At 46.0% G+C, this 22800-nt stretch carries 24 protein-coding genes and 2 riboswitches; of the genes, 15 read left to right on the top strand and 9 right to left on the bottom strand.

The window, feature by feature from the left end:
- Positions 1–33: 33 nt before the first annotated feature.
- Both AC1DLI_RS03590 and AC1DLI_RS03585 read left to right on the top strand, forming a co-directional pair.
- The gene (locus AC1DLI_RS03590) at positions 34–192 is read left to right on the top strand and encodes a hypothetical protein (protein WP_477599738.1); all 159 of its coding nucleotides are present in this window, start codon (positions 34–36) and stop codon (positions 190–192) included.
- A gap of 239 nt (positions 193–431) precedes the next feature.
- Positions 432–2267 (top strand): PAS domain S-box protein, encoded by a 1836-nt coding sequence (locus tag AC1DLI_RS03585; RefSeq protein WP_477599736.1) that lies wholly within the window; start codon positions 432–434, stop codon positions 2265–2267.
- Here the strand turns inward: AC1DLI_RS03585 and AC1DLI_RS03580 are convergent.
- The 3 genes from AC1DLI_RS03580 to AC1DLI_RS03570 all read right to left on the bottom strand — a co-directional run bounded on the left by AC1DLI_RS03580 (position 2264) and on the right by AC1DLI_RS03570 (position 4942).
- Entirely contained in the window at positions 2264–3499 is a 1236-nt protein-coding gene (locus tag AC1DLI_RS03580) for an MFS transporter (protein WP_477599734.1), read from the bottom strand. The genes AC1DLI_RS03585 and AC1DLI_RS03580 overlap by 4 nt on opposite strands.
- Before the next feature lie 65 nt (positions 3500–3564).
- Positions 3565–3990: a MarR family winged helix-turn-helix transcriptional regulator gene (locus AC1DLI_RS03575; RefSeq protein ID WP_477599732.1), complete on the bottom strand. Its 426-nt coding sequence runs from the start codon at positions 3988–3990 to the stop codon at positions 3565–3567.
- Between the two features lie 94 nt (positions 3991–4084).
- Positions 4085–4942, bottom strand: coding sequence for a helix-turn-helix transcriptional regulator (locus tag AC1DLI_RS03570; RefSeq protein ID WP_477599730.1), 858 nt, complete (start codon positions 4940–4942; stop codon positions 4085–4087).
- Positions 4943–5118: 176 nt separating this feature from the next.
- Here AC1DLI_RS03570 and AC1DLI_RS03565 point away from each other — a divergent pair, with 176 nt between their 5' ends.
- Complete coding sequence (locus tag AC1DLI_RS03565) at positions 5119–6255, top strand: Gfo/Idh/MocA family protein (RefSeq protein WP_477599728.1); 1137 nt, start codon at positions 5119–5121, stop codon at positions 6253–6255.
- A complete protein-coding gene (locus tag AC1DLI_RS03560; protein WP_477599726.1) occupies positions 6252–7325 on the top strand; it encodes a Gfo/Idh/MocA family protein in 1074 nt (357 codons plus the stop codon). The genes AC1DLI_RS03565 and AC1DLI_RS03560 overlap by 4 nt, the downstream gene beginning before the upstream one ends.
- A gap of 85 nt (positions 7326–7410) precedes the next feature.
- On the opposite strand, the gene AC1DLI_RS03555 is transcribed toward AC1DLI_RS03560, so the two are convergent.
- On the bottom strand, positions 7411–7806 hold the full coding sequence (locus AC1DLI_RS03555; RefSeq protein WP_477599724.1) for a hypothetical protein: 396 nt from the start codon (positions 7804–7806) through the stop codon (positions 7411–7413).
- 478 nt (positions 7807–8284) lie between these two features.
- Between AC1DLI_RS03555 and AC1DLI_RS03550 the strand changes: the two genes are divergently transcribed.
- The 11 genes from AC1DLI_RS03550 (at position 8285) to AC1DLI_RS03500 (ending at position 17677) form a co-directional block, all read left to right on the top strand.
- Positions 8285–9499 carry a GTP-binding protein gene (locus tag AC1DLI_RS03550; RefSeq protein WP_477599722.1) on the top strand — a complete coding sequence of 405 codons (1215 nt, stop codon included), beginning with the start codon at positions 8285–8287 and terminating at the stop codon, positions 9497–9499.
- Between the two features lie 32 nt (positions 9500–9531).
- A complete protein-coding gene (gene rpmG, locus AC1DLI_RS03545) occupies positions 9532–9681 on the top strand; it encodes a 50S ribosomal protein L33 (protein WP_053377650.1) in 150 nt (49 codons plus the stop codon).
- 197 nt (positions 9682–9878) lie between these two features.
- A complete protein-coding gene (locus AC1DLI_RS03540) occupies positions 9879–10925 on the top strand; it encodes a LacI family DNA-binding transcriptional regulator (RefSeq protein WP_477599719.1) in 1047 nt (348 codons plus the stop codon).
- Between the two features lie 63 nt (positions 10926–10988).
- A complete protein-coding gene (locus tag AC1DLI_RS03535; RefSeq protein ID WP_477599717.1) occupies positions 10989–11201 on the top strand; it encodes a hypothetical protein in 213 nt (70 codons plus the stop codon).
- 448 nt (positions 11202–11649) lie between these two features.
- Positions 11650–12108 carry a VOC family protein gene (locus AC1DLI_RS03530; protein WP_477599715.1) on the top strand — a complete coding sequence of 153 codons (459 nt, stop codon included), beginning with the start codon at positions 11650–11652 and terminating at the stop codon, positions 12106–12108.
- A 63-nt stretch (positions 12109–12171) separates the two neighbouring features.
- Positions 12172–12867, top strand: coding sequence for an SDR family oxidoreductase (locus AC1DLI_RS03525; protein ID WP_477599713.1), 696 nt, complete (start codon positions 12172–12174; stop codon positions 12865–12867).
- Between the two features lie 29 nt (positions 12868–12896).
- Positions 12897–13541: a ThuA domain-containing protein gene (locus AC1DLI_RS03520; RefSeq protein ID WP_477599711.1), complete on the top strand. Its 645-nt coding sequence runs from the start codon at positions 12897–12899 to the stop codon at positions 13539–13541.
- 74 nt (positions 13542–13615) lie between these two features.
- A complete protein-coding gene (locus AC1DLI_RS03515; protein ID WP_477599709.1) occupies positions 13616–14569 on the top strand; it encodes an aldo/keto reductase family protein in 954 nt (317 codons plus the stop codon).
- A gap of 447 nt (positions 14570–15016) precedes the next feature.
- Positions 15017–15364 (top strand): hypothetical protein, encoded by a 348-nt coding sequence (locus AC1DLI_RS03510; protein WP_477599707.1) that lies wholly within the window; start codon positions 15017–15019, stop codon positions 15362–15364.
- The gene (locus tag AC1DLI_RS03505; RefSeq protein WP_477599705.1) at positions 15351–15836 is read left to right on the top strand and encodes a nitroreductase family protein; all 486 of its coding nucleotides are present in this window, start codon (positions 15351–15353) and stop codon (positions 15834–15836) included. The genes AC1DLI_RS03510 and AC1DLI_RS03505 overlap by 14 nt, the downstream gene beginning before the upstream one ends.
- Positions 15837–16618: 782 nt before the next feature.
- A complete protein-coding gene (locus AC1DLI_RS03500; RefSeq protein ID WP_477599703.1) occupies positions 16619–17677 on the top strand; it encodes an LLM class flavin-dependent oxidoreductase in 1059 nt (352 codons plus the stop codon).
- Between the two features lie 173 nt (positions 17678–17850).
- Here AC1DLI_RS03500 and AC1DLI_RS03495 read toward each other — a convergent pair whose 3' ends face one another.
- From AC1DLI_RS03495 to AC1DLI_RS03475, 5 genes are all read right to left on the bottom strand, one after another.
- Complete coding sequence (locus AC1DLI_RS03495; protein ID WP_477599701.1) at positions 17851–18309, bottom strand: carboxymuconolactone decarboxylase family protein; 459 nt, start codon at positions 18307–18309, stop codon at positions 17851–17853.
- 624 nt (positions 18310–18933) lie between these two features.
- Positions 18934–19731 carry an ABC transporter permease subunit gene (locus tag AC1DLI_RS03490; protein WP_477599699.1) on the bottom strand — a complete coding sequence of 266 codons (798 nt, stop codon included), beginning with the start codon at positions 19729–19731 and terminating at the stop codon, positions 18934–18936.
- An 18-nt stretch (positions 19732–19749) separates the two neighbouring features.
- Positions 19750–20547, bottom strand: coding sequence for an ABC transporter permease subunit (locus AC1DLI_RS03485; RefSeq protein ID WP_477599697.1), 798 nt, complete (start codon positions 20545–20547; stop codon positions 19750–19752).
- Positions 20548–20553: 6 nt separating this feature from the next.
- On the bottom strand, positions 20554–21438 hold the full coding sequence (locus AC1DLI_RS03480; RefSeq protein ID WP_477599695.1) for an ABC transporter ATP-binding protein: 885 nt from the start codon (positions 21436–21438) through the stop codon (positions 20554–20556).
- Between the two features lie 121 nt (positions 21439–21559).
- Positions 21560–21985: a hypothetical protein gene (locus AC1DLI_RS03475; RefSeq protein ID WP_477599693.1), complete on the bottom strand. Its 426-nt coding sequence runs from the start codon at positions 21983–21985 to the stop codon at positions 21560–21562.
- 6 nt (positions 21986–21991) lie between these two features.
- Positions 21992–22153: riboswitch (cyclic di-AMP (ydaO/yuaA leader) on the bottom strand.
- Between the two features lie 395 nt (positions 22154–22548).
- A riboswitch (cyclic di-AMP (ydaO/yuaA leader) is annotated at positions 22549–22749 on the top strand.
- The last annotated feature ends 51 nt before the right edge of the window (positions 22750–22800 follow it).

Below are 22800 nucleotides of genomic sequence, written 5' to 3'. Positions count from 1 at the left end.
GTAGATGATTCTACTTTTAGGGCGGTCCCTTTTTTGATTGGCCATACAATTTCCAAAAATAGTTCCAAAGTTCGACGACTGAAAAAGTTGTCGAAAAATGCGGACATCCAGCTGCGGATTAAACAGCTGGATACGGCTTCAGGCGAGCTGCTGATGATAGAGACGGGCGTTAAACCTGTAAGCGAAGTCTAGATGTCCGAGTTTATAGGCGAATCGGACCGTAAAGAGGAAAGTGCCTGCTCAGTTCCAGAAGCGCTCTAATGAGAAGATCAAGGCTTTAGCAGCTTGACGAACAGCTTGTATTCGGTCATGCACGAATTGGCGGTTATGTTTTTTACATATAAATCTTTTTGCGGAGCAGGAAGACGGCTGGCGATGTTGAAAGTAACAAACAGATAAAGTTAATTGCTCCAATAAGGTGGGTCATGCAGATGGAAAGCAATAACATTAATGAGCGTTTGAGAGAAAGTGAAGAACGGTACCAGCATTTGGTCCATATGCTCCCTGACGGGCTTATTATTTTTTGTGAAGGATATATCGTATTTGCGAATCGTACGTCACTGAGCATGTTTGGTGTCAGCAGACTGGATGAAATCATCGGGCATCCCATGAACGAATTCGTTCACCCTGAATTTTTGGAATTATTTCCGGTTAATATTAATTATCTTATTCGTGATGCAAATCCGTCTAAGTTTATCAATTACAAGCTGCTTCGCTTAAACCAGGAGCCATTTGAGGTGGAGCTGAGAGCTGTTGAAGTGATGTTTGAAGGGAAGCAGGCTGTTCAGCTCATTATCCGTGACATCTCGAACCGGATTCGTATGGAAGCCTCCTTGCATGAGAAGGATTTCTTATACAAAAGCCTAATGGAGAACGTCGTAGCCGGCGTGTTCGTTGGCCAAAAAAATAACATCGTATACGTCAATCCCTATTTGGGCGATATGTTCGGTTATTCGGAAAAAGAGCTGCTAATGATCTCGCTGATTGATTTGATGTCGGAAGATGAAGTCAATCGGATCCAAAACGAAGTGATGCAGAGTATGGCTAACGGTAACATACAATTCCCGCTCAAGTTTAAAGGGAAGAAAAAAGACGGCACCCCTATCTATGTGGAAGGGAACAGTTCCCTTATTATGCTGGATGGGTTACCTTCCTTACTTGGAACGGTACAAGATGTTACTTTTAAACGTGAAAAAGAGAAGCTGCTGAGAGACAGCGCGAAGCTCTATCAGAAAATGATCAAATTCGTTCCCGAACCCATTGTGATAAGCGATGAGGGGATTATCGTCTATGCGAACAAGCTTGCCCTGCAGTTGGTCGGTTTAGATGAAGAAAGTCAGGTTATTAACAGGAGCATATTTGAATTTATTCACCCAAGCCAGCATAACGCGTCCCTTGAGACGGTCCATAATATCATGTCATCGGATGATGCGACCCCCTTTCAAGAACGAATCATCGTTCGTCCTGGAGGGCAATTCATGGATGTGGAGATATCAAGTATCCGGATCAATAATTATATGGGCAAGGATGTTATGCTCAGCGTAATTCGAGACTTGACCGACCGCAAGCGCTCGGAGGAGGTACTTATTCGCTCGGAGAAGCTGTCTGCGATTGGTCAGCTTGCAGCTGGTGTAGCGCATGAGATCCGTAATCCGCTGACAGCGCTCAAAGGTTTTACGCAGCTTTTGAGTGCCAGATATCCCGAGCAGCCGCAATATTTTGAAATTATGGCAAATGAAATTGATCGCATTACGCTCATTGTTAATGAATTTATGACGCTGGCCAAGCCGCATTTTACCCAATTTAACTACGAACGGCTTGAGCCTATTTTACAAAGCGTGCTCTCGATATTGGAAACACAAGCAATTTTATTGAATGTGGAGCTTAAGGTTTGTTTTGACCATACTAGACCAGTGATTTTTTGTAATGCGGATCAGTTGAAGCAGGTATTTCTGAACCTAATTAAAAATGCCCTTGAGGCAATGCCCCAAGGGGGAGAGGTTGTCTTAACGGTAGCCACAACAGATGACGGAAACGTGCATATACGAATTAAGGACGGCGGCATCGGCATACCCGAGGAATTAATCAAGAAGATAGGGGAGCCTTTTGTAACGACGAAGGAGAAAGGGACCGGCCTGGGGATTATGATCAGCACGCGTATTATCGAAGCGCATAAGGGTACGCTTCGAATCAGCAGCGTGATCAATGAGGGCACGGTCGTGGAAATTATATTGCCCGTACAGGAACAGGAAGAAAGTAAATCTTAAGCCTTGGATGATCCCAAAGCAGGTTCGCCGCCAGCACCTGTCAAGCGTTTGCGTTTATGATGAAGGATATAATAGATGACGGAGGAAAAGGCGATAATAATGGCGCATAGCATATACATAGCGCTATACCCGTAGCTTGTAGCCAGCGCTCCTAGCGAATAAGAGCCAATTCCATAACCGAGGTCAAACAGTAAATAAAACGTAGCGGTGGCGAGTCCTCTGCGGTGAGCGGGTGCCGCGAGTACGGCAATCGTTTGGAAGCAGGGCAGCAGGGCACCGTATCCAAGGCCAATGATGGCACCGGATGCAAGCAGCATCGCGGGCGAATCGGCTTGGCTCAACAGCAGCATACCAATCGTAAAGACGGCAATACTAGGGTAAACAATGACATGCTCGCCAACGCGGTCTAGCAATTTCCCGACTATCGGACGAGGCAAAACGATCATTATGCCAAAGAAGACGAAAAAATAGCTCGCATATTGATCAATGGCTTGCTCATGCGTATAGACGGACATAAAGGTTACTAATCCGCTATAGGCAAACGCGACGACAAAGCCGCTGAGCGCAATCGGAACGGCCTTCCGCTCCACGAGATCCCGCCAACGCAGCCTGCCCTTGTTTTGTAAACGGGGTTGTTCGTTCGCTGCGGCAGCCGCTTTCTGCTCACGGGTTTGACGCCTGGTTGATGCGCCGAGCATGAATGCGATAAGCGAGCACACCGCGCATAAAACGAACATCGCCGTAAATCCGCCATGTGTCGTAATCGTCAAGCCGACGAATGGGCCGATAACCATAGCTAAGCTCATAAACAAACTAAAATAGCTGATGCCTTCACCCTTGCGATGTTCCGGGATAATTCCGATTGCCGTGGTGTTCGTTGAGGTGGTTGCAATCGCAAAGGTGCCTCCATGAAAAAAACGAACAAGCAGCAGCATGGCGTAACCAAAAACGCCTAGGTAAGCGACCGAAAACACTAGAAAAAGAAGCAAAGACAAAATGACTATTTTACGCTCGCCATACTTGGTCATGAGTTGGCCGGCGAAGGGCCGAAGCAGTACGGAAGCAATAACAAAAACGGTCATAGACAATCCGGCCTGCGTATCCGACCCGCCAAGCCCGTTCGTGACATAAACGGATAATGCCGTAGCGAGCGTATAAAACGAGAAAAATAAGAAAAAGCTGCTTAAGCATATTTTTACGAAGTCAGCGCTCCATAATTTGTTGGTATTCAATGCTAGTTCCCCTCTCAGATGATAGACATGCCCCCATGAAAAAGTGATACTAGTATTCTGAATGGTTAATGGGCTGATGCATTTTTGTTGATTTTGGACATAAAGTCCATAAATGCTTTAATTTCTTCCGCCGAGATATCCGTTAACATTTGCTCGACATAATTTGCCTCAATCGGCGCAAGTTCATGAGCGCTTGTCCTGCCAGAATCCGTAATATAGAGCAGCTGCGAGCGCCGGTCATTGGGGTTTGCTGCCCGCCTAACCAGTGCTTTTCGCTCGAGTTGATCGACTAAACGCGTAATGTTGGCAGGATCTTTGTCCGTACGTTGTGCCAAATCCTTATGCGTAATTCCATCATGCTCGTCTAAGCACATCAGCAGCGACCATTGCTCAGGCGTAATGTCATGTTCTTGGAAAAGCTGCTGCAGCCGCTGGTTCAAACGGCGTCCCGTGTTGCTAATGATATATCCGACTGATTGTTTCAATTCCATGGTTTCATCTGCTCCTGTCATTTAGTTGATATAACAATAATACGCTTATCAACTAAATGGGTCAACTGCTCCAATCCATAAATTTGGATTGAAGCTATTCTGCGTTGTTTTGACGGAGTTGATTCTGCTTGCGATATTGCTCGGGAGTGAAGTCCGTATGAAGTTTAAAGGCGCGGCTAAAATGCGAGGGATGTTTGAATCCGACCTCGTAACCTACGTCGGTTATGGGCTGCACGCCATCGATCAGCTCGATTTTGGCTTGGTAAATTCTTCGCTGCATCAGGAATTGAAAAATAGTAAAGCCCGTAACCTCTTTAAATGTTTTCGCCAAATAATATTTGCTTAAATGAAGCTCGGCTTGAATGCCCTCAAGCGTAATATCCTCGTTAAAATGGCATTCCAAATAGGAGATGACCGATTGGACATGCTGCTCCTTAGATGAAGGAAAGATAGGTTTTTCCTTTAGCGGCTTCTGGCAAAGCTGATTGATCAAAATCAGCAAATCAAGCAGCTGCGCTTGAAAGCGCTGATAAGAGAAAGTGTCCTGCTGGGAATACAGCTGACCAAGGCGATGAAGCGCTGCTTCGACCTCTGCCTTCTCGGCACCGCGCAGCTGAAGTCTTACATTATGAAGCTTCTTGAATGGCTCTAGCAAATCCGTTGCAAAAGACGGCTGGATAAATTGCTTAAAATAAAACGGATCGAAATGAAGGGTGGAGCGGTGATATTCCACGCTGGGATCGATATGCGCACGGTGAAGCGTCATTCCGTGCATAAGAAGAAGATCGCCGGGTTCAAGTACGTAAATGCGGTCATTTATGAGATAGTTCACTTTGCCGCCATGGAAGTAATAAATCTCATAGTGGAAATGGGTATGGTACTGGACCTGAGCGTTAAAGTCAGAGCTGGTACCCATCGTAAAAGGTGCGCTGATTCGGTGCTGCGTGCTCATGTGATCGACTCCCTCTCATAAGTACCCTCATTATACACCAACCACAGTCAAATAAAAGCGTAAACAGGATAACGCGAATGAAGTCGGCTTGACCCCAAAATGTTACCATAGAGGCAGACAAATCAAGTTAGCAAGCATAATCATTTCACACTTTTTAATAAAGGGGCGGCATCCGGATGCAGATCGTTCGTTTGGGAATTATCGGGCTGGGTAATATGGGCAAAGGTCATATTGGTTACTTATTGAAAGGCGAAGTAAGCGGGGTCGAAGTTACCGCGGTCAGCGACAGCATACAAGCAAATCTTCAATGGGCGAAAGAAAAGCTTGGCGACCAAGTGGGCCTCTATGCTGATCCGTATGAGATGATGGATTCGGGCTTGATCGACGGCGTGCTAATTGCAACACCCCATTTCTCTCATCCAGAGCTTGCAATCGCTTGCTTTGAGCGTGGACTGCATGTGCTGTGCGAGAAGCCGGCAGGCGTTTACACCAAGCAGGTTCGCCAAATGAATGAGGCGGGCAGCAAAGCGAATGTGAAATTCAGCATGATGTATAACCAGCGTACGAATCCGTTATATGTGAAATTGAAAGAATTGATTGATGCGGGAGAACTGGGCGAGGTCAAACGCACTAATTGGATTATTACAAACTGGTACCGCTCTCAAAGCTATTATGATTCCGGTACGTGGCGGGCAACTTGGGCTGGTGAAGGCGGAGGCGTCTTGCTCAATCAAGATCCGCATCAGCTTGATTTGTGGCAGTGGACGATCAGCATGATGCCGAAGCGCGTCCGTGCATTTTGTTATTTCGGCAAGCATCGTAATATTGAGGTTGAGGATGACGTTACGGCTTTCGTGGAGTATGAAAACGGTGCCACCGGCGTATTCGTTACAACAACAGGCGAAGCGCCAGGAACGAACCGGCTTGAAATTAGCGGTGATCGCGGGAAAATCGTCATCGAAAATAATGAACTGACCTTCTGGCGTTTGCGCGTGCCTGAGCCTGAGTTCAATAAACAATTTACAGGCGGCTTTGGCCAGCCGGAATGCTGGAAATGCGAAATTCCGGTTCAAGGCAGCTATCCGGACCATAAAGGCATTACGCAAAACTTTGTGAATGCGATCTTGTTCGATGAGCCGTTGATCGCGCCGGGTGAGGAAGGCATTAAGGGACTTATGCTGTCAAATGCTATGCTGCTCTCTACTTGGACTGACAACTGGGTTGATCTTCCAATCGATGAAGAGCTGTTCCACCAGCATTTGCAGGATCGGATTTTGAACTCGTCATTTCAGAAGGAGGAAGTTGGCAAATGAGTAAAACGGACGGAATGAAATACGCGCCTAAGGGCAAGCCCAACAAAGTTGTAGAGGAGGGGCAGTTCATCATCGCTGCCGTCAGCCTGGATCATGGACATATTTACGGCATGTGTAACGGACTTGTCGAAGCGGGAGCAACCTTGAAGTGGGTTTACGATTCCGACCCAGCACGGGTGGAGGCATTTATTCGCCAATATCCTCAAGTGCAGGCTGCAGATTCGGAAGAACAGGTGCTCTCTGATCCTGAGGTGCAGCTGGTTGCCGCTGCAGCGATTACGTCAGAGAGAGGTCCGCTTGGCGTACGTGTCATGCGAAGCGGGAAGCATTATTTTACCGACAAGGCGCCGTTTACGACGCTTGAGCAGCTTGCGGATGCGCGTGTGGCTTACTCGGAAACCGGCAAGAAATATGCCGTCTACTACAGTGAGCGGCTGCATGTGGAAAGCGCAGTGTTTGCCGGTCAATTGGTCGAGCAGGGCGCAATCGGACGTGTCGTACAGGTCATGGGCCTTGGGCCGCATCGCTTGAATGCTGGCTCCCGTCCGGCTTGGTTTTTCGAGAAGGAAAAGTATGGTGGCATTATCTGTGATATCGGATCGCATCAAATCGAGCAGTTTTTGTATTTTACAGGCAATCAGAATGCTAATGTCGTGAACAGCAAGGTTGCAAACTACGCAAATAAGGATTATCCGGAGTTAGAGGATTTTGGCGATATGATGCTTGTGGGTGACAATGGGGCAACCGGCTATTTCCGTGTCGATTGGCTCACGCCAAACGGCCTTGGCACCTGGGGTGACGGCCGTACCATCATTCTCGGAACGGATGGATATATCGAGCTGCGTAAATATATCGATATCGGCAGGGAAAAAGAAGGCGATCAGCTTTATTTGGTAAACGCGGACGGGGAGCAGCATATGCAGCTGGGCGGCAAGGTAGGTTTTCCGTATTTTGGCCAGCTGATACTAGATTGCTTGAACGGCACGGAAGTTGCAATGACTCAGGAGCATACCTTTAAAGCGGCGGAACTGTCACTGCTGGCTCAGAAGCATGCGGTACGAGTGGAGTAGGAGTAAATATCAATTTTCGCTTTGGCAAAAGAGAGCTGCCCGCAGTTGGTAACTGCGGGGGCTCTCTTTTTATAGGGCATCAGGTTTAATACTTTGCGTCTTTTTTCAATTCATAGATTTGAATGAAATCTTCTTTGATAACAACAGAGATAACGGTTTGGTTATTACTGAAGAAATGGGTATGCCCCAGCCTTTTATCCTCCAGCTCGTTCCAGCCTAAGCTGCTCAGCTCTTCGAAATATGCCAGCGGCGGGTAAAGGCCTTGTTCGCCGCCTATGCCTTTGAGATGGTACGTAGAGCCCTTTAGAATGTTGGGATTGCTAAATGTTGATGGCTGCTGTTCAGCATGAAGGGGGACAACGAATTGTTCATTTACGGCCGATGGTTTATAGCCCGCCGTCGCATCGTAAGAAGGAACTCCGGTATTTGCGCATGCTGTCGTTATTCCGATCAATAAAATAATGCTCCAAAATTTAATCATCCGGAGTATCCTCCAACCTTTATTTAGGAATGTATAAGTTTTCACTCATAAATGTGCTGAGCTATCCCCGCAAAACGACTGCTGTTGCTGCTAAAAGTCGGAGACAGCCGTTTACGCTTGTCGCATAACCAATAAGACGTAAAAATACCCATAAAGTTACATACGGATTTCAAAAAGTTATTGGACGTCGCCGCGCTTGGCATGTTGGGATATCGTTTCGTTAACTATAGGAGCCCTTATAATACCGTATGGCTTTAGTAAGAAGCGGCTTGCTCATTAAAAAAGGAAATAAGATTGAGGGAGTATGAAAATCAAACGTAATTACTACGATCTTGACGAAGATAATAGCTATTGCTATACTGGTAAAGCGTAATCGTTACTATTAGTCGTCAGGAGCGGCTTTTTATTTAAATACTAATCGTAATAATTACGTATTGAACGAACCCTAAAGAGGATCAGAATAGAACAGAGGTGCACTATGAAAGCGAATAAAATACCAGTGACCGTATTGAGCGGTTATTTGGGTGCAGGAAAGACGACCATTTTAAACCATGTATTAAACAATCGAGACGGGCTTAAAGTCGCGGTCATTGTCAACGACTTAAGCGAACTGAATATTGATGCGAGCCTCATTAAGGATGGCGGAGGCTTATCTCGTACGGATGAGAAGCTTGTCGAGATGTCCAATGGCTGCATTTGCTGCACGCTTAGGGAGGATTTGCTGAAGGAGGTCGAGAAGCTGGCGAAGGAGAACCGTTTTGATTATATCTTAATTGAATCGACTGGCGTGGGCGAGCCGGTTCCTGTTGCTCAAACCTTCTCCTACATCGATGAAGAGCAAGGAGTAGATTTGACGCAATTTTGCAAGCTGGATTGCATGGTAACGGTCGTTGACGCTTACAGCTTCTGGCATGATTATTCATCCGGCGAAACGCTGCTGGAGAGAAGCCAAGCGGTAGGCGAGGATGATACCCGCGAGGTCGTAGACCTGCTGATTGACCAAATTGAATTTTGCGATGTGCTGATATTAAATAAATGCGATCTCGTAGGCGAAGAGGAACTAGCGGAGCTTGAAGGCGTCCTTCGTGCCTTGCAGCCGCGCGCAACTTTCATTCGAACCTCCAAAGGCGAAGTTGATCCGAAGGCGATATTGAACACTTCGTTATTTAACTTCGATGAGGCCAGCCAATCGGCTGGCTGGATGAAGGAGATGGCTGCGCCTGCGCATACGCCTGAAACGGAAGAGTATGGGATATCCTCCTTCGTTTATGAACGGGTGAAGCCCTTCCATCCGGAGCGCCTTATGGATTGGATGAAGGAATGGCCGGAGGAAATCGTTCGTGCCAAAGGCATGGTCTGGCTGGCGACTCGAAATCAATACGCGCAAAGCCTAAGCCAAGCGGGACCATCCATCCAATTCGGACCTGCTGGGCAATGGGCGGCTGCTTTGCCTGAGGCCGAGCGCGAAGCCGTGCTGCTGGAAGACCCGGAGCTTGCGGGGCTTTGGCATGATCAATATGGAGATCGCATCAATAAGGTTGTATTTATCGGCATTTCCATGGACCGTGCAAAGCTGACTGATTCGCTTGACAGCTGCCTGCTTAGCGACAGCGAGCTTTTGCTGGATTGGAGCGATATTTCAGATGAGTTCCCGAATGCATTGGAGGAGCAAATGGAGCAAACCGTTCATTGATTTTTATTTATGATTTTTGGGAGGTGAATGCAGTGAGAGTAATCGTAACGCTTGCTTGTACAGAAACGGGTGACCGCAACTATACAACGACAAAAAACAAAAGAACGACGCCAGAGCGGCTCGAGGTCAAGAAATACAGCCCGCGGCTCAAACGCGTAACGGTCCATAGAGAAACAAGGTAACATTGCTGTAATCCGAAATGGCAGTATAGCAGTTCATGCGACCGAGGCTGTCAGAAGGAGAACATCCGGAAGACGGCCTTTTCGCTGTATGGTTATAGGCTCTGTTACGGGAGCCTCCTGCAATTATGGATTGACAGCGGATGCAATCATTGGTACCATATGCGCATAAACGCGTGTTTACGGGTGGGGGTTTTTGGTTGTATAAAGAAATAAACAGCACGGAAATTGCCAAACTGGCTGGTGTTTCGAGAAGCACGGTCAGCCGGGTCATCAACAATTATTCCAACGTGCCGGAGCAAACGAAACAAAAGGTCATGAAGGTCATTGAGCAATACAATTATTTTCCGAATCTATCCGCGCAGGTGCTTGCCGGGAAACGTACTAGAACGATTGGTTTGTTCATGATCGATTCCGGACGCGTATCTGGCGACAGCATCTCAAGCTTGCTGTTAGCGAAAAATATTGAAAGCGCTTCTTCACAGGGCTATTATGTGCTGACGCATATCGTACGGGACATGAAGGAGCCGGAGGAAATCCGGACCATAAAGGAAAGCTTCTACCAACGTAGAATTGATGGAGGCGTATTTATCGGGGCAGCCAATCATGAACCGCTTATCGAAGAGCTGATCACGGAAGGCTTTATGGTTGCTATCGTTGACCAGCATTTACCCGGCCGGACTGAACCGAACCGGATTGTGTTCAACTTCGACAATGAAACCGGCGTAGGCCTGGCTGTCGATTATTTAGTAAGCTTGGGGCATACTCGGATCGGCATGATAAACGGGGATATGAACCGATTTTCGGGACCGTCCAAGTGGCGGGGTTTTCAGGCTGCGATGGAAAGGCATAATCTGCCGCTTAATCAGCAGTGGATACTTCCTGGTGATTTTAACGAAGCAAGCGGCTACAAGGCCATTAAGGATTTTTTGAAAGCGACGACAGAGCTCCCGACAGCGATATTTGCAGCAAACGACAGTGTAGCGTTTGGTGCGATTCGCGCCCTGAAAGAGGCTGGAATTCGCGTGCCGCAGCATGTTTCTGTCATCGGCTTTGATGATCATTTTAGAAGCGAGCATCACAATCCTCCTTTAACGACGATTAAGATTGATTTCGCTGACATGATGGATCAGTTGACAAAAACCTTGATAGCCAGCATCGAGCGAGGGGCGGATGCCTTCCAAACTTCAGCCGCGGGAACTAAGCTGATCGTGAGGGAATCCTGTCAGAGCGTAACGACAGTCTGATTGTAGTGTGCTGTATTTTGGCGTCAGCGGACTGATTGCTGATAGTTCATGGAGCTAGGCTCATTGGCAGAACAGCAGAACAGCAGAACAGCAGAACAGCAGAACAGCAGAACAGCAGAACAGCAGAACAGCAGAACAGCAGAACAGCAGAACAGCAGAACAGCAGAACAGCAGAACAGCAGAACAGCAGAACAGCAGAACAGGGGAACAGTTCATGGAGCTAGGCTCATTAGCAGAATAGCGTCTGGAAAGGCCAACGATGCGGAACGGAAATGAAGGATCCGTATCCAGTAAAAGGAAAAACTCCTGCTAATTGGGAGAGTTGGAAACTGTAAATATGATTAACAGGAATTTCTCCTGCTAAATTAGCTGATTGTCGCTGTTTGCAGCGGTTTACTTATAATTAAAGGGAGAAATTCCAGTTAAACGAGAAGAAACCGCCTTTTCACGCAAAATAGCTGGAGGTTTTCCTGTTAAAGTGTTTGTACAGTTGTTGGGACTGTCCAGACAGGCGGAATACGTTTTAACGGACTGCTTATTCAGTTTTCTTTTCCACAAAATGAACGCGCGTTCATATGATGAGGTTGAAATTAGCGAGAGGGGTGATAGGTATGTAGCGTTCGTAAGAGATCGTTGTATTGTACTGGTATAGCAGAAGGCGATATTGCTTTTTTACGAATAGAAAAACGAAATCTATCAAAATAAAACATAGGGAGAGATGAGCATGGACAACAATGTGCTTGGAACACGGGCTATTACGCAAATTGGACTTTTGGTGAATGATATTGATGAGACCTCGCAAGCTTATGCCGATTTTTTTGGCGTGGAGAAGCCAGCCTGGTTTTGGACCGATACGGTAGACAAAGCGCAGACCGAATATAACGGAGAGTCGTCGGTGGCGCGTGCAAAGCTTGCTTTTTTTGATATGGGATCCTTGCAGCTTGAGCTTATTGAACCGGATGAGCATCCAAGCACATGGAGAGAGCATCTTGATAAGCATGGAGAGGGCCCGCATCATATAGCTTTTGTAGTGGATGGGATGAAAGAAAAGGTTGCCACAATGGAAAAGAACGGTATGGCCTTGGTGCAAAAAGGAGAATATACAGGCGGGCGCTACGCATATATGGATACCTTTAAACAGTTGAAAATCATGCTGGAGCTGCTGGAGAACGACAAGAAATAGCAGCCGTTTGATAGGCAACGAAGCAAATACAAAAGCATGGATTGATAGGAGGAAATAAACCATATGAATATTTTGATTACGGGTGCAAATCGAGGGTTAGGCCTTGCGCTTGCTGCAGAAGCTTGTGAGCGAGGACATCATGTGCTGGCTGGGGTTCGGAGCCCAGGCTCTGCTGCAGAGGGCTTACAGGAGCTGGTTACGAGATTTCCAGAACAGGTAACGATAGTGCCGCTTGATGTTGCGGACGAGAATTCGGTCCGTTACGCATACGAGCAAGTCGGAAGCCGCATTCACAGTCTTGACGCTGTCATTAACAGCGCAGCAATATTGCTTGGCAGAGATCAGAAGCTCGAACAGCTTGATATGGAGCAGGTAGAGCAATCCTTGCAGACGAACTTATACGGTCCTATTGTTGTTCTCAAGCATTTCCTGCCGCTGCTCCGCAAAGGGGAGAGGCCATGCGTCATTAATATTAGCTCGGAGGCAGGCAGCTTTGCCGGCGCATATGGGGGGGACTATTCCTACGCACTTTCCAAGTCGGCGCTGAATATGTTCTCGGCTCAGATTCGCCAGGAACTTGCGCCGTCAGGAATTATCGTTCATGCGCTCCATCCGGGCTGGATTAGAACGGATATGGGTGGAGAGCAGGCTCCAGGGGATGCGACCGTTTCTGCTGCAGGTATTCTCGACCTAGTAGAACGGAAAATCGAAACGGATGTTCTGTTTATTGATCATACCGGGGCTCCAATGAAATTGTAAACGCATTAGCTTACGAGAGGAGGAGCAGAATGAAAAGGCTAGTCGCATTAGTTGGCGATTTCTATCATAAGAAAGAGCTCGCAAGCGATTCACTGCATAAAGCGTTAGCTGAGCATATCGCTGCGTCAGCAATCGAGGTGCATCTCGTCAGCAATCCGGACCAATTAATCCGAGAGCTGCACGACCATCCGGCTGCCGTCGTATTGTTCGCAGAGGACCGCGTGGCTCCCATTGAACAGCCGGATTTAAAATGGATGACGCCCGCTCTATCGGATCAGATCGTGCAATACGTAGAAAATGGCGGAGGCTGGTTAGCCTGGCATTCCGGATTAGCCTCCTATCCGCCTGACAGCAGCTATACGCAGATGCTGCGCGGTTATTTCTTATCGCATCCCGAGCAGAACAAGCAGGTGAGCTATGCCCCGGCGGACGACGGCCAGCAGGATCGGTTTTCATTTGTGGATGAGCATTATTTTGTGCGTTGCGATGAGGAGAACACGGAGGTTTTTCTTCGCTCCTTCTCAGAAGACGGGGAATCTATTGCAGGCTGGCGTCATCCCTATGGTGCCGGGAGAGTAAGCTGCGTAACGCCGGCCCATCGCGAAGAGGGGTTGCTGCATTCGGGGTTTTTGAGCTTGCTTAGGCGTGAAATCTCGTGGATCACAGATATATAACCAGCCAATAGTAGAAAAAAACGACCGTCAATATTAGGATGAACGGCTAAAAAATAAACGCAGCGGAGGTTGACATGAAATATAGAAATCTCGGTAGAACGGGCTTAAAGGTAAGTGAAATCAGTCTTGGAAGCTGGTTGACGTACGGAAACTCGGTCGATGACGGAACGGCAGCCGAAACGATCGCGCAGGCTTATGATTTAGGCATCAACTTTTTCGATACAGCCAATGTGTACATGCGAGGTAAAGCAGAGGAGGTAGTAGGAGCTGCTTTGCGGAGCTATGCCCGCGAGTCTTACGTCATAGCGACGAAGGTCTTTGGTGAAATGGGGGCGGGGCCGAACGATCGCGGCTTGTCCCGCAAGCATATTTTGGAACAAGCGAATGCCAGCTTGAAACGGCTTGGGCTTGACTATATCGATATATATTATTGTCACCGCTTTGATTCGAATACGCCGGTGGATGAGACGCTTCGCACCATTGAGGATCTTGTTCGTTCCGGCAAGGTGCTTTATGTCGGCGTAAGCGAGTGGACGGCCGCGCAGATGCAGGAAGCGCTGCAGGTAGCAGATAAGTATTTGCTTGACCGCATCGTGGTTAATCAGCCGCAGTACCATATGTTCCACCGCGCAATCGAGAAGGAAATCATTCCGCTTGGCGAACGCAACGGCATAAGCCAGGTCGTGTTCTCGCCGCTTGCACAAGGCGTGCTTACGGGGAAATACAGCCGCGGGGAAGCAGGAAAGCCGCAGGGCAGCCGCGCGCTGGACGCAAGCTCTAATATGTATATCGGAGGTTATTTGAGCGATTGGCATCTAACCCGTGTGGATCAGCTGAAGGCGTTGGCGGAGGAGCTTGGTTTCTCTACCGCGCAGCTTGCTATCGCTTGGGTGCTCCGCCAGCCGAACGTCGCCAGCGCCTTGGTCGGCGCTAGCCGTCCTGATCAGATTGTGGAGAATAGCAAAGCAAGTGAGCTTACGTTGACGCAAGAGGTTATTCAGCGCATTGACGCGATTTTAGCGGATTAATGCTTAAACGCAGGCAGATGTAAGAGACTCTTATTCCAGCAATGAATATGTGATTGATTATAATGTTTCTCATCCTGCTGGCATCATTTTTTGCTAATAAATAACGCGTATGAAAAAAGAGCTGCCAGGCAAAGTCATGAGACCATTGCCAGAGAAAAGAGGATTGATGGATACTCCCATCAATCCTCTTTTTTATGATGCGCTATCGGCTGCCATGGTTATCTTTATTAGCGGGCTCCGATATTCGTTCTAGCAGGCGTACCGGCTATGCTCAGTTGGAAGGTTCAATCGAGCTTTGAGATTATAAAGATTACAATTGCTCATCAACAATTTAATGCTGCACACCTTCTAACCAATAATTTCTTGACAATTCACCATGAGGCGGTATACATTTGTATACATAAAGCTTATTGTATACAAATGCATACAAACTAAGGAGGAGTTAGAATGCGCGAGGGAAGACATGAACACAAAGGGCATCATGATCATAGTGAGCATAGGGGAAACCGGGGACATGAACATGGTGATAGAAAAAAGGAACGTTTTCAAAGCGCCCAAACCTTTCGTCGAGGCAGAGCGATCGCGTTCCTTGAGAGACTTAACACGAAGCGTTCCACTTTACTGCAACAACTGAATCAGCCGGAATTCGACGCCATAAAACAAGTTATAAGTGGTGAATTAAAAGCAACCGATGCGATTATCCAAGAGTTTATCCAATCGTTTGAGCTTCGCGAAGCACCCCCTGAAAACGAAAATAATAGTGATGGAGATGATGTGAATCATGACAGTAACTGATGTAATTAGAACCCGCAGAAATATTAAATTTTTCAACCCTCAGCCAATTAACGAAAGCGATCTGATATCTTGGCTGGAAGCTGCAAGTTATGCGCCTAATCATCGTTTAAACGAACCATGGGAGCTCCTTTTTGTCGGACCAGAAACAAGAGCCAAATTAAATCATAAAACGGACTTTGGCAGTGCACCTGTCATCATTGCTGTATTGTCTAAACCCGGTGCCACTTCCTTTGAACGTGATGAGAATGTCATGGCTGTCTCATGTTTTGTACAGAATTTCTTAATAGCCGCTCATGAAGCGGGTGTCGGCGTTTATTGGGCTTCTTTGGGGGCTGCGGCTCATAATCGTGAAATTCTCGATGTGCCGCAAGATTACGATGTTATTGGCGTATTTGCCATTGGCTATCCGGCGGAGGTTCCAACTGCTAAGCCAAGAACGTCGATTACTTCCAAGATCACCTACCTTTCCTAGTTGTCTATTTTGATAGCGGAATGATTCTGATGTGGGTCGCTAAGAAGATTATGCTCACTTATTTGCTGGACGATATAAATAATGGGAAGTTCAACGAAGAAAAAACAATCGAAATAACCATATAAAATAGCCCGACCTACTAGGTCGGGCTATTTTATATGGTTATATTAAAAACAAATTCATGTAGGCTATTTCGATGAACAAATTAAACAGAGATCGAGGTAAGGGCAGCGACACCAAGAATTGGGGTTAGGGCGGATTGCCTGTGTTGGAGTAACGCAAGCAGCTTGCCAATGAGAGGAAGTAAACACTAGATAGTTGATATTGTAGGGGATGCATGGGCATTCCTATGTATTGAACGACAGGGCAAAAAGCTAGATTTGCCGCTTGAGAACCATGAGGACTGGGCCTCATTCTCGATGTAAATCCGCAGGAAAAAGAAGCAATTAATTAGATTGAATAGATGTTGCAGGAACACGAACGAACAATTCATCTGTCACAAACGGCAGCCTTTATTCACCTAACGGGTGTTTAGTGAAGTGTGGGTGACAAAGGAAATTCATCTCTGAGAAGTCAATGTTTTTGATGTTACTACCCGTTATCCATTTATTCAGGCGTCTTTCATATGTTGACAAATTAATTCACTAGATATATTATGTATATTATTATAATAAATAATTATAGGATATATATTATTAGGGTTTTTAGAATAACTGAACGCGGTCGGATTTTTTCTGTAAGAAGGATGTTTATTATAATTTTGTATTTAGGGGGATTTGAAAATGGAAATAGGTGTAGATACGTTTGTCGAAACAACTCCGGATGTTCTAACGGGCGAGACGATAAGTCATGCGCAGCGATTGCGTGAGGTTGTGGAAGAAATTGTCCTTGCCGATCAGGTTGGGTTGGATGTATTTGGGGTCGGCGAGCATCATCGTAAGGAATTTGGGGATTCCGCTACTGCCGTTGTGCTGGCGGCAGCCGCGTCCATGACCAAAAGGATACGCTTAACCAGTTCGGTTTCCGTGCTCTCTGCTGTTGATCCAGTACGTTTGTTTCAACAATTTGCCACGCTCGATGGTATTTCAAATGGACGTGCTGAGATTATAGCGGGTCGAGGCTCTATGGTCGATGCGTTCCCATTGTTTGGTTATGATTTAAAAGATTATGAAGAGCTTTTCGAGGAAAAATTGGAACTATTATTAAAATTAAGGGACTCGGAGAAGGTATCCTGGAAAGGAGGGCATCGACCTGCCTTTACGAATCTTGGTGTGTATCCGCGTCCGGTTCAGAACCCTTTACCCGTATGGCTTGGCAGTGGGGGAAATGCGGAATCGGTAATACGAGCAGGCGTGCTTGGACTGCCTCTTGTGTTGGCGATTATTGGCGGGAGTCCCTTGCAGTTTGCTCCGCTCGTGCCGCTTTATAAGAACGCTGCTACCCGTGCAGGACATGATGCATCGAAATTAAAGATAGCCGTGCACTCACTCGGGTTCATTGCAGAGAGTACCTCGCTTGCGGTCGAGAAGTATTTCCCTCCCACTCAGGCATCATTTAATTATTTTGGTAAAGAGCGCGGTTGGGGACATTATAGCCGTTCAAACTTCGATGCCGCCCGCAGCTTAGAAGGCGCACTCTACGTAGGCGATCCCGAAACGGTGGCCAACAAAATTATTCACATGCGCAAACATTTAGGCTTTACACGATTTTTCCTGCATTTACCCGTCGGCACCATGCCGCATGAGGATGTTATGAAAGCCATTGAACTATTGGGAACGGAAGTCGCGCCGCGAGTTCGGGAAGAGGTCGCAAGATGGGAAGCTGAGGAAAGAACTTTCTGATGCTAATATTTTCTAGACCTAAAAGGGAACGCTAACGGGTCACGGTAGTTGAATAATAATGAATGAGCAGGCGCTGCGGTGGCCTGCTCATTTTATTAAACAAACAGGCATTTATATGGACTTTATCGGGGGCTGCATGAATGTAGAAAAATGAAGCTGCTCAGCAGGCGAAGTTATTCCAAACGCCGAGTAAGACGACCGAGCACAGTCTTGAAGCCGATGTTTATTTGGTCTAAACTATTGAACGCCATGACCGAGAAGGTCAGGTCCGAGATTTCTTTTTCAGACAATTGCCCGCGAACATGGTCATAAATGTCGTCAGACACGCCTTGCTCAGGCAATTTGGTCAAGACCTCGGTCCATGCAAGAGCTGCCCGTTCGCGCGGGGTGAACAGATTAGATTCCCGCCAAACCGAGATATGATAGAGGCGAAGCTCGCTCTCGCCATGGATTTTGGCCTGCTTGAGGTGCAAATCCAGGCAGAATCCGCAACCATTCAATTGCGAAGTCCGGATCGAAACGAGATCGAGGGTCTTATCTTCAATTGCGCTTTCCTTCATAGCGTTATGAAGAGCTAAGAACTTTTTGAAAAGTTCTGGTGATTGCTGAGCGAAATTTACACGTTGTGTCATTGCTGTACCTCACTTTATTGTTTTTGACAACTCATTTCTCAGAAGTGAATCTGGAATGAAATGTAAATTTTGAATTAACATCAAAGCCTGTCGAAGTTAATGAATCAATGTACAGCTATCGGTAAATTCTTCAATCACTCTCATCCGCTATTTGCTCATAAGGAATATAACGATACTGTGATTCATTTTGTGACAATCGAGCCGATGTTTGAGAACTGATTGAAAGGTCTACCAAATAGTGGACCGCTCGAGTTTAATGATGGCCGATTTCGGATCACTAAAAGGGAAGAATTCTCATTCAATATCGGGATACTATAGTTCAATAATCAAGCGAACCTCATAGAGAATCAAAAAATAAAGCTGACCAATATGGTCTGCTTTATTTTTTATATTTGGCGTTTCTATTCTTTTTAATACGGGAGTGGTTCGATATGATCGGCATGCACTTCCGCCACCACTTAAGTCAGAAGAGTGAACTTGAGCAAAAGGCTTAGGGTTTAAATTCCTTTTGATATTCATAAATAAGGAGCAGGTTGCTATGACAACTGCTCCATTTCTTTATTAAGCTAACTGGCTGGAACATGAGACGCGACTAAATCCCCTCATGTATACATTTCCATGAAATTACAACCGTAAATCCCTTTTTTTGAAACACACAAAGGTGACTACGGTTAATACGACAATCAAGGACACTGACAAAATAAGATAGACAGCCTCTAAGCCTCCGCCATACATCATATTCTTCGCTTCAAAATATTTAAACGGAGAAAGGTATTTCAGGTTTTCGAACTTATCGTTTAAGTCGATTGCAATGGATAATATATAGGTGATCAATAGTATACCTGTAGATAAGGATGCGGCCTTCTTCGGATTTTTATTGACGGCCGCCGTCGCTGATCCGATGACCAAAAACAAGAGCTGCAAAATAAACATTCCTGCCAATGTAATTGCAATATCGCCGCTTACGGATTCGCCTTTGCTGTATTTCGTGACCAGGGAGATGGAGGTAACCAGCGAAACAATGTTAAAGATTACGAGATTTGCAAGTGCAGCCATGAATTTTGATAAAATCACTTTGTTTCTTGAAACGGGTTTGACGAACAAAAACTCTGCCGTTTTATCCCGTTCTTCCTTAGCGATAATATTAGCGCCAAGCATCGTAGCATGAATCGTTCCCATTAACACCAAGTAGATAAAGATAACGCCGTAATATCCGCTTGCCTTCGATAGATCGAGCGTTCCGATCCCCATGATGGCTTGCAAAGATTTAGGCATGCCCTCCATTAAATCGCTCATCGATTGTCCGGTGGAGGATAACCCAGCATATTTGCCCATGCTGGAGGCAATTAAGAATAGGATGCCGATACTCCAGAAAATGAGAGATTTCGTGTATGCTTTCATTTCGATCCAAAATATATTCATTCCAATTCCTCCCCACAATTAAACCGCGTGGATATCCTTCTTGATGTAGACGATATAGCTAATCACCAGTGAAACTACGACGATTCCTGCTCCAGCAAGCAAAAAAGAGGTTTCATAGCTGGAACTTCTTGTGATATCGGCCGTGTCGAAATATTTAAAGGGAGATAAATACCTTTTCGCTTCATCGTCGCTTGTCGATACGAGCATGCCGATGATGAAAAAGGCGAACACGGTTCCAAGTGATACAGTCAGTACGGATTTTATTTTCCGAGCGATGACCGAAGTGACAATGCCCAAGGCAAGAAAAATAAGCTGAACAAAAAACAGCGTAACGGATATCATAAAGAAGGTTGTTGCACTGTACTCTTCCGTCTTTACCTGAGACAGCATAATGCCGGCTGCAGCTAAAAAAACCACGTTCGTAGCAACTAACGAGGTCAATGCCGCCAAAATCTTGGCCGTTAATATGGTGGTTCGCGATACAGGCTTTGTCATAAGAAAATCCGCAGTTTTGTCTCGTATTTCCTTGGAAATGATGGACGTACCTACATTCATTCCTTGAATAGCCCCGCAAAGTGATAAATAGAGAAATATATAGGAATAGAAACCTAGCACCGAACCAAGGTTCTCCACTTCAAGACCGATCGCTTTCCGCACAGCCTCCGGATAACCTTCCAACAGCTTTTTGAACGAATCGATATCTCCTGCAATAGAAGGATACATGGACATGAACAGGATGAGCAGGGCAACCAATGAAACGGACCAAATCAACGTTGATTTTCTATAAAAGTTTAATTCATGAAGAAAGATATTCATCGCTGATCAGACCTCCTTTTCGTAGTAGTGCATAAAGATCTCCTCGAGGTCAGGTTCTTCAATCCATAGGTTTGCGATTTCGACTTCGGCTATCTTTTTCATGACGGTATTAATATCGCCTCTGAATAAGAAGCTTACCGAATGTTCCGCCACTTTAAGATTATCCACGCCGGCTATGTTGAAGAAATCCTGTTCTGCTGTTGCCTTTGTTTCGATTTTGAATTTTTTATAATTGTTTTCTTTTAACGTGCTGATCTTTTCGACCGTGACGATTTTGCCTTCCTTTATGATGGCGACCCGATCGCATAAACGCTGAACCTCGCTTAAGATATGGGATGAAAACAAGATGGTTGCTCCCTTTTTATTCTCCTCCAGCAGCAGATCGAAGAATCTTTGCTGCATTAACGGATCAAGGCCGCTGGTCGGTTCATCGAGTATGATTAATTTGGGTTCGTGAAGCAATCCTTGGACAATCCCGACTTTCTTTTTGTTGCCGAGCGATAAGTCGTCGATTTTCTTTTTTAAATCAAGATCCATGATCTCAGCCAGCTCTTTGATTCTTTTGCTGCAATCCTTCTTGTAAAAGCTTGCCGAGTATTTTAAGAGGTCGATCACCTTCATATTGTCATAATAGAAAACCTCCGAAGGCAAATATCCGATTTGCTTGGCAATTTCGGGGGCAAACTTGATGCAATCCTTGCCGAAGATCTCGGCTTTGCCGCTAGTCGGGTAAATCAGAGACAACAAAGTTCTGATCGTCGTAGATTTTCCAGCTCCGTTCGGTCCGATGAACCCGAAAATTTCGCCTTCTTCAACATGAAAGCTGACTTTCGTGATTCCCCTTGCTTTCCCGTACGTTTTGGTCAAGTCGCTGATATTTATGACATTCATGGTAAAACCTCCTCGTATTATGAGTGGGTAGAAATGCTTTTATCTATTTGTAAAATGCTATTTTCAATATCTCCCAATATACCTCCATCTCCGCAAAAGTTATCGAATCCGCTAGGTGTTATTAGAATAAAGATACGTAAGAGACAGCTCGTTCTAGAAGAGCAGATTCTTCAGCTTGGTACTCTTGGTAATTAAGAGAGGTTGGCTGTGCGCCTACTTGCTCCGCAGCATTGAAAAACAAACGATAAATGCGCTCATCCTTTGAGGCTCTATCCTGATAACGATCTGTAAAATAGGTTTGGTGATTAATACCGATAAAACGAAGAAGCAGGCTGCTCCAGTTGATCCAGTCGAGAGGTTTTTCGGATCTGCTAATAAATAATTCACTCCAACCGTGACCCAAATTGCTTGTAATACGAAGACGAACTAGAAAACCAGAGGAGTCAGCTTCGAAAGCGGGGATGACAAAAACCTCGATTCTTTTAATACGTATAGAAGAAAGCTGTTCATCCAAACAAGGTAAAGGGACTGCAGTTTGTGTCAACATAAATAAAATCTCTCCTCAGTTCGCTTACGAAGTTAGCTGACGGATTCGGACTAGAGAGCTGCCCTACCGGAGGCTTAAGCTCCGGACTCACCCCATGCAAACGTACAATGTTGCCGCTCGCGATTGGTTCCCCCGTTTTTTCATTGAAAAATTCAGCGATAATTGTTTGCCGTAGTCGGCTTGCCGTCTATAGTAAACCCGCAGCCATCTTTTGTAAAACATAGGTTTTTGGGGATTTGGCGCCATATTGTCATTTATAAAGTAATACGATCATTTCATGCGCTAAAAGAGGTTTATTCTTCAAAAATCTCGCTGATGCTCACTCATTCTCATATTTGAAGAAATCTGTTTATTTGCTTAGTATTTCAGTATATAGGCTACTGTCATTAATTATAAAAACGAGAGATAAACGTAGAAATAGTGAGGTATACCGAGATAGTGATCAATGAAAGCGTTGACACTATCTCTTTTTTGTCTATAATGACTTGATTTGACCTGCGAGGCCTCTTTACAGCAGGTTTAGCGAGGAGTAAGATTCGATACAGGATTTACAATAAGTTTCGATTGACTGATCGCTGAGTTTCCGTGAAAGCGGAAAGCGGGGGAACCAAATGTTAGGCAGTGCGCATGTTCGATGTGAGAGTCGGATGGCAGCATTGCAGGGGTGAATCTTTGACCTGGCACCATGGATGCCAGGCAAAGTAGGGCGACTCTCACCGCCCGAATCCGTCAGCTAACCTCGTAAGCGTGGATCGAGAGAGGAATGATGAAACTTGTGATCGATTAATTTCGACCGCAGAGTCATATGCCTCTGC

The sequence above is a fragment of the Paenibacillus sp. 01T443 genome (assembly GCF_056398325.1).
The sequence above is the reverse complement of the archived record's forward strand: the minus strand, read 5'-3'. Positions and strand labels throughout refer to the sequence as shown.